At 37.0% G+C, this 7884-nt stretch carries 6 protein-coding genes; all 6 read right to left on the bottom strand.

Annotation, left to right across the window (positions count from 1 at the left end; translation table 11 throughout):
* A partial coding sequence (locus EGI31_RS13875) for a SprB repeat-containing protein (RefSeq protein ID WP_255037828.1) occupies positions 1-3488 on the bottom strand: 3488 nt, incomplete at its 3' end.
* A gap of 187 nt (positions 3489-3675) precedes the next feature.
* Entirely contained in the window at positions 3676-3825 is a 150-nt protein-coding gene (locus EGI31_RS13870; protein WP_255037827.1) for a hypothetical protein, read from the bottom strand.
* A 309-nt stretch (positions 3826-4134) separates the two neighbouring features.
* Positions 4135-5331 carry a PAS domain-containing sensor histidine kinase gene (locus EGI31_RS13865; protein ID WP_255037825.1) on the bottom strand — a complete coding sequence of 399 codons (1197 nt, stop codon included), beginning with the start codon at positions 5329-5331 and terminating at the stop codon, positions 4135-4137.
* Positions 5332-5733: 402 nt separating this feature from the next.
* Positions 5734-6438 carry a hypothetical protein gene (locus tag EGI31_RS13860; RefSeq protein ID WP_255037824.1) on the bottom strand — a complete coding sequence of 235 codons (705 nt, stop codon included), beginning with the start codon at positions 6436-6438 and terminating at the stop codon, positions 5734-5736.
* Between the two features lie 75 nt (positions 6439-6513).
* Positions 6514-7185 (bottom strand): SRPBCC family protein, encoded by a 672-nt coding sequence (locus EGI31_RS13855; RefSeq protein WP_255037823.1) that lies wholly within the window; start codon positions 7183-7185, stop codon positions 6514-6516.
* 294 nt (positions 7186-7479) lie between these two features.
* A partial coding sequence (locus EGI31_RS13850) for a transposase (RefSeq protein WP_255037822.1) occupies positions 7480-7884 on the bottom strand: 405 nt, incomplete at its 5' end.

The raw sequence follows: 7884 nt of genomic DNA, 5'->3' as shown, positions 1-7884 counted from the left end.
CGACATCTATAATAACCACCACTGACCGATTGAGTATTGTTTAAGCTTAAAGTTTCAGCATTTTCGCCTGTCAGGTCGGTGAAAACGCCCGAAGTACCTTGTCTATATTGCCATTGATAGGTTTTGTTAGTGCCAACTATGGTGTATTCACTTAGGTTGAAAAAAGTGCTAGCGTTTTCACAGACCGTTTTAGATGTGCCCGTTCCTGATATGGAATTGACAAACAAAATAGCTTCTTGGGTATAAACCGAACATGTTCCTTTGGTAAGCTTTGCTCGGTAAATGGTCTTATGAGGATTTGTGGTATTTCCAATATTTTCAATTCTAAGATTCGGCAAATTTTCGCCTGCAATGATCTCAAAAACAGTGTTTCCAGGAAGCTTTTTCTCCCAAACTATTTGGTCGTAGTTCGATGCAGTTAAGGTGAAATTTGCAATATTTGTGCGACACCTATTGATGTTTGATGGGTGTTGGGTAATGTTTACGCCTGGATTCATGGCAACAGTTACTGTTTTTTCACCTAAACAGCCTTTCGAATCAACCACATTAACGGTGTAAGTGCCAATGGACAAGTTACCAAATACGCCAGTGGTGTTGGAAACTCCATTTTGAGAAAATGTGTAAGGAACTACTCCATTCGTTATGGTATAAACTATTTGCCCATCCATTAGGCCAGCACAACTAGTGTTCGTTATTTGGGCTGTAATTTCCAAGTCGGGTAGCATGGTGATTGAACTTGCCACCCGCGGTGTTTCACAATAAGTGTCGTTGGTGGTGATTCCGTAGGCTACAAACCAAGTTTGGTTGGTACTCACATTTTTCAGGGTATATTCGGCACCCAAAAAACTTTGAAAAGGCGAGTTTTCAGAACTGTACCATGCGTAATTTCCACCATTGAAGGTTCCACTGGCTTCAAGAGTTATGTTGGTGTTTTTGCAAATTTCGTTTTGAGCTTGCAAGGATGGAGAACCTGCAAGTTCGGGATGAAGTGAGCTGATCGATATTTCTGAATTTGCTGAACAGTAGCCTTTTGTGGCAATAACTTTGTAGTTTCCACCGCCATTGATGTCAAATTCACCACTGGTATTACCGCCAATTTTCAACGCATCTTTGAAAAGCTCAAACGTAATTCCGGAGGTACCAGCAGGAGAAACAGTAGTATTTATTGTGCCAGTTCGATTAAATAGTCCAGAAGAACAGAGTCCAGTTTTGTCAGAAATACTGGTTATCTCAAAAGGCTCATTTACTGAAACCTGAATCATAGTTTTTGGACTTTCGCATAAGTTGCTATTCTTTTGAGAAACATAAAATGTTTTTGTAAAAATAGAACTTACATCTATTTGATTTGAAGCCAATTCGGTCTGGTTTTCATCAAACCAATGTAAACTGTGATTTGGCAAGGCAGTAGCCATCAAATTGGCTGGTGTTTGATTCTTGCAAAAACCTTGATTGTCCGTGGCTGCTGGAGCTATTGGAAGGGCATCTACAGATAAAAGAACTTCATCGGTAAATGTAACTGGTTCACAGTCAGAACTTATTTTACATTTTATTAAAGAATTATTAAAGGCCAAAGGAACATTTTCTAGAACCAATTCGGGCGAATTGGAGCCAATTATCTCTCCATTCCGAGTCCATTCGTAGTTTAAAGTTCCGGTACCTGTAGCTTCAACCTTAAATTTTGCGGTGTTATTTTGACAAACAAGCGTATTTTCGGGCTGTTTTGTTATTTGTATTTTGTGAAGTACGGTCAAAAGAGCATTTTCAGTCATTTCTATTCCACAATCTCCCGTAACTTCGACCTTATATTGTGCCTGATCTGCTGGTTGGAGGTTTTCCAACAACAGTGAGGCCGAGGTTTCAGTCGGTAGGAGCAAATCGTTTTTGTACCATTTAAAACTTACTGGATTTTCAGCATTGTATTGAATTCCAAAAGTATGATTTGTGCCCTCGCAAACAGTGCTTGCAGTTGGACCATTTAGGACTTTTGTTGCAATTTTGACTTTCATATCCACAAGGCTCGTGTCTGAAAAACAATGTTGGTTTTTGGTGAATACCTTAAATTTATAGTCACCGCTGTTGAACGTGTTGGGCAGCGAAACCTCAAAGTTATTTGAAAAAGGTGCTGCCACTATGTCTGTAAAGCCGGGTAGGGAAGGGGTAGTTTTTAAAACATAGATTTCTAAGGGTGAGTTATTTATGTTGTCGAAAGCCAAAGGAAATTTATTCTCGGTAGAACAAATTTGGATAGCTTTTTCAAAACTCTGACTCGGTAATGGCCTTATGATCGCCTGAAATGTACGTTTGTAGCTTTCGCATCCGTTGATATCTTTAAGGCTGTAGAAACATTTTGTAGTTGCTGTTAAAGTCGGGCTTATGAAATTGAGATTGTCGCTTATAAAAGGCACAGCGGTACTATCTGTGTACCAAAATATCTTATTTGTTGAAACCACAGATGCTGAAACCTTACCCGTGGAACATCGGTATACATCGTCTATTTGTACGGGTGCGGCTGGTCTTGGTCGTATGGTATAATTGGTTCTTTCTGCAAATTTTATACAGGTCCCGGTGTTTCTGGATCCATCTGCATTCTGGGTTAAATTTTGGTAGGTTACATTTAATTTGTAAGAATTCTCATTCGGTAGAATTCCGTTTACTTTCAGGATATCGGTATTTACATTTTCGTATCGGGAAGAGTTCTGCAAGGATGTGTAGGTTGATTCGGTGGTTTTTCTTAGTTGCCAGTCGTAGTTGGTGACTGTTCCGACGTTTAGAGCAACAGAAAACTGGACATTCTGGCCTTCGCAAAAGGTGGTGCTTGTAGTTGGACTTACTCCTGTACTCAATTGATTAACAGATAATTGTGCTGCATTACTATAATTCTCACAATTGTTTGCGTCTTTTACTAGACATCTAAATACTTTCCCATTTTCATTGTTTGCTAAGTTGAGCACGCTCATACTTGAACTGGTGGTTCCTGAATATTCCGACCCGTTGGATATGTTCTGAAAAACTCCTCCGGTGCTAATTTGCCATTGATGGCTTAGACTCCCCACACCCGAAGAAGAAATTCGAAAAATGGCATTCAAACCATTGCATTGGGTAATATCTAGCGGTTGAAAGTTAAAAATAGGCCTTTGTGGAGATATGGTTATGTCGTTACTCGTTAGTTCGGTGGTGTTTTTGGAAATAACCACACGGGTGGTAATGTTCTCTCGAATTCCGAAAAAAGTATGACTAATAACGGCAGGAGAGCTACTTATGGTGCCTGATGCTCCGGCGATATTTTCCCATAGATTGGTGCTTTCATTTCGTTTTTGAAATTGATAAGCTTCGGCATTGGCAACTGTGGCGTTGATGGTCATTTGCCCATCGTAACAGACAAAACTGGTGGCAAAATTCAGGTTATTTACAAAACTAGGGCTCTGCGAATAGCCTGATAAACAACAAAATGTGACTAGTATAATGGTTTTTATAGTTATGTATCTCATAGCGGGAGATTAATTTTTAAATATAGTAATTCCTTCTAAACTCTAAAAATTTGCTAGAAAGTTTTTGTTTTTTTTCGAAGTGGTTTTATTTCTGATAAAGTTGCCAAATGACTAAAAACAAAAATGCCGACTAAGAAGTCGGCACGTTTGCATTTAACCCTAACCATTATGAAGTAAAAATCTTAAATCAATATTTGTTGTATTTCTTTGACCTTATAAGCGTAAACAGCTCGTAAAGTCCAAGAATAAGTAAAAGCGGCAAAATAAAGATGAGGTCTATTCTATAGAGTGATAAACCAAAGTCTCCAACGATGTTTAAAAAACTTAATAGATTCATTTTTATTAATTTTTGTATTGCAAAATAAACATCAAAAAAATGACATTTTTAGCGTAGAAATACCTAATTTATTAAACGGTAAACTACGGATTTATGACCCCAGAAAGTCTAAAAAGTAACGGTTTTCATGTAGTAAATCACCTTTTTTTGTGCGGCTTAGATAAGTATGTGTCTACTTATTAGGGTTTTATATAAATAAAAATATTTCTCATATATGCTCAAGTAAAGTGTGAAATGCGGATTAAGCCAAACCTTATTTTTATTATACGGTCAGTTGGGGCCTTTTTTTGCCTTTTACCAAACCTTGCCTCAAGGACTTTCGTCAAACATAATTTCGTCAGCACTTCCTATTTTATAAGAAGGCTTGTCGGTCGGTAAGGTAAAATAAAAGGAAGAGCCTTGACCCTCAATGCTTTCTACCCAAATTTCTCCCCCATTTTTTTCGAGAAAACCTTTCACCAGCAACAGTCCGATGCCCGCTCCTTTGTTCTGTTTTCTGGTTTCTGAGAGACTTTTCATTTGCGGAGTAAAAAGTTTGGCCATTATTTCCTCAGACATGCCTACGCCGGTGTCTTGTATGCGTACTACAATCCTGTCGCTTTCGGTGGTGGCCGACACCGTTATTTTTCCCCCTTTCTCGGTATGTTTTATGGCGTTCGAAACAATGTTTTGTATAATAGAAATCAGCATTTTACCATCTGCAAACACGGTGGTATTTTCCGCGATTTCGTGGTGCAGGTTGATGGTATTTATGGCGGCCATCTCGCTCAAAGAGGCAAAGACCTTGGCAATATAGTCGGTGAGTTTGAGACGAGTGGGCGAAAACACGTCGGAGGCATATTTTATTCTGGCCCATTCTACCAAATAATCCAGCATGTCTAGTTCGTCTACCGACGATTTATACAGCAGATCCAGCATGTGTTGCACAGCCTCAGGTTTCATGGTTTGGAAATTCTCCTTCAAGTATTTCGCTGTTCCGATGATGGCCGAAAGCGGACTTCTCAAATCGTGCGAAAGAATGGCCATCACACTTTCTTTGTGGGTGTTGAGGTCCTCCAACTCTCGCACATATTTTTTTATGGCGTCTTCAGATTGCTTTCTGTCGGTGAGGTCACGCAATATTTTGACGTAGCCCAGCAGCTCACCTTCAACTCCAATGAGTGGAAAAACCAAGCCGTAGGCATAAAATATGCTCTTATCTTTGGCAATGTGCCACCTGTTATCTGTTGCTCGGCCTTCTATCAGAGCTGTGTCGATTTCTCTTCTCGGAACGCCACTTTTGAGGTCTTCTTCGGTAAAAATAATATCGAAAGGTTCGCCTATGACTTCGTCTGTTTCGTAGCCGAATATTTTTGTAGAGCCTGAGCTCCAGCTGTTTATGATGTAGTCTTTGTCAATCGTAAAAATGGAATAATCCTGAAGGCTATCAATAATTTGGCTATAAAATTCGGCGGTTGGTATATATCTTTTTTTAAGAATTTTAGGCTGCTCTTGTTTGTTTTCCATTGATTTTTTAATCCTACTGATGAATTGATAAGGTTTTTGCAAGTCAGCAGTCAAAAAAGTGCCCTGATACTTGGTGAAGTGTAAAGAAAGGGCTTAATTCCTAAGGTTAAATGTAGCCGAATCAAAAGTAAGGTAGAAATGCTCCGAAAGCTATCAATATCGTAAATTAGAATAAGTCAAGTCTAACGAAAGTTACACTGAATTATTATTTTTTCAGCCTTGCTTTGAGTTTGTCTTTAGTTATTTGGCAGGCTTGGAATGGGTGGTTTTTTTGGTGCAAATGTTTATTCGAATCATTGCACTTTATTCAAGTGGGAAATTGTTTTGGAGTAGAGTTGTATTCTGCGGGTGAAACCCGCCATTCGCCCGTCCAAAGGAAATATCCATGGGACAGCAGGGTAATTATTTCATTTCTATCGTTTTCCATTCAGTTTGTCCTTCATAAAAATTACATATTTGAAATTTATTTTTACCTATTTTTTTAACCAAGTTGTCAAACTTTACTTTTGTAGGATCCTTTGTCATTATATCAAAAGAAGCAATTCCAATTTCATTCCAAGTGTTTTTCTTTAAGCTGTAAATTCTCAAAGATTTATATCGACTTAGACAAGAAGAATAGAAAATTCCCACTTCATTAAATCCGTCTTCGTCTATGTCTTTATAAACAAAGAAGTTTTCTGGATGACAACAAAATGAGTCCGTCTGAAGTCTTGGTAAGTACTTATCATAAAAATAATAGGATTCGCCGTCGTCGCAGTAATTAAAATTTGGCATTACAAAAACGGTGTCATTTTTTTTATTTGTTTTGATTCCTTTAACTATTCTAATGCCTTCAAATTCTTCTTTCAATTTTGAATTTTTATTTGCCAAAATTCCACAAGTGTCAGATTGATAAAGTGAAAAATAGGTCTCGACGATTCCCGTCTTATCTTTTAATAAACTGTCCTTAAAATATTGTTTATTTGAGATTAGTGTATAAGTCAGACTATCGTTTTTGGAAACTGAGTTGTTTGTTCTTTGAGTATCGACGATATCTGTTTTTTTCTTGAATTTACAAGAAACGATCAGGATAAGTAAAGTTAGAATAATTATAATATTTCTATTCATCGGATTGTCTTGGCATTAAAGTAGCTAAATTTTTCCACTTTGCCCTGCCTGACACAAAACCAGTACTTTCCACAATTATTCATTTTCAGCTCTTTGTTTTTCTATCTGCAAGATATTGTTCTGAATGTCTTTCATTATGTTTTTTGCCCACCAACTGGCATAAAAATTAAATGTAGTTGTCAATTTAAAATTACTCCACAAATGCAATCTGTAAGTTTTGTCATTGAGTTTTTCAAGCTCATAAGTACCGTTTAGAACATCAAAATACTTCCCTCCAATAACCAAGTGTTCGTCCATGGTTGTTAATGGTATTTCGTGTGGCAGTGCTTTAATTGTAAAACTCATTTTTTTATTGTCAACATACTCAGTTACGGTTTCGTGAAAAACAAGTCCATTTGTAAATATAGCCTCTCTATAAGCACCTACCCCTTCAAAATTAAGTTCTGCTTTTATTGGTCTAGGAAAGTTCAATAAATTTGTAAGCCAACCTTTGTCTTGTTCTTTCTTAATTTCACTTACTCGTGTCACGTTATCCCAAATTTTATCAACAGGAGCATTTATGTCGATGTAGGTGTAGGCTTTGTATGGTGTCGAGTTTGCTCCCATGTAACTTTCAATAGGCGAAACAAGTAATGGTAAAATAGTTAAGACGGAGAGATATACTTTATTGTCCTTCTTTTTTTGTTTGAAATATCCTCCAATAAGTCCTCCAATAGAGGAAGCTAGTAGAAAAATTGGAAGAATCATTAATAAACAAGGCCATCCTTCATAACCAAAAATAAGAGTTATTAGAAAAAAAACTAAAATAGGAACCCAAGGCATGCAAAAGCAATATGTAAAACTTTGAGTTTGTTCTTTTTTAGAGAAGTAAACCGTTAAGGCACCAATTATTGAAGGCAATAGAAACAGAAATGTCTTTGACATCATATTGAATACCCCATTCCAGGTTGATTCTCCAAAAACAGTTCTCAACAATAATGCATAAATTGTGGGAATGGCAATGATTTTTAGGATATTAATTATTTTAACCCCTTGTGCGGTTTAAATAAACATGGCATGCTTCAACTGATTTATTGGTCTATTGTTTGACATATTTATGAATTGTAAAACAGCTACAGCGTTTACCTTTGCAACGACTCTTGTAAGCAGGCCATCTAATGATTTTGAGTAGTTTCTTTTAAACATCATTTGATCACAGAGTTGTGAAAAAAGTGTTTCAATTCTTTTTCTAATATATCGATAAGACTTATTCCACACATCTACTCTTTCTTTCATATTACCTCTAATTGGTGTTATTAGTCTGATTTTGTCTTGTTCAAAAAGAGATGTTTGATAGCCCAATGAGAGATAACCTTTGTCTGCAATTAACTCATAACCTGCAAGTTGTTCTTTTTTGTCTATCATTCCAAGATAGTTTACGTCATGAACATTGGCTGAGGTTAATCC

Source organism: Lacihabitans soyangensis, assembly GCF_024343775.1.
GTDB lineage: Bacteria > Bacteroidota > Bacteroidia > Cytophagales > Spirosomataceae > Leadbetterella > Leadbetterella soyangensis.
The sequence above is the reverse complement of the archived record's forward strand: the minus strand, read 5'-3'. Positions and strand labels throughout refer to the sequence as shown.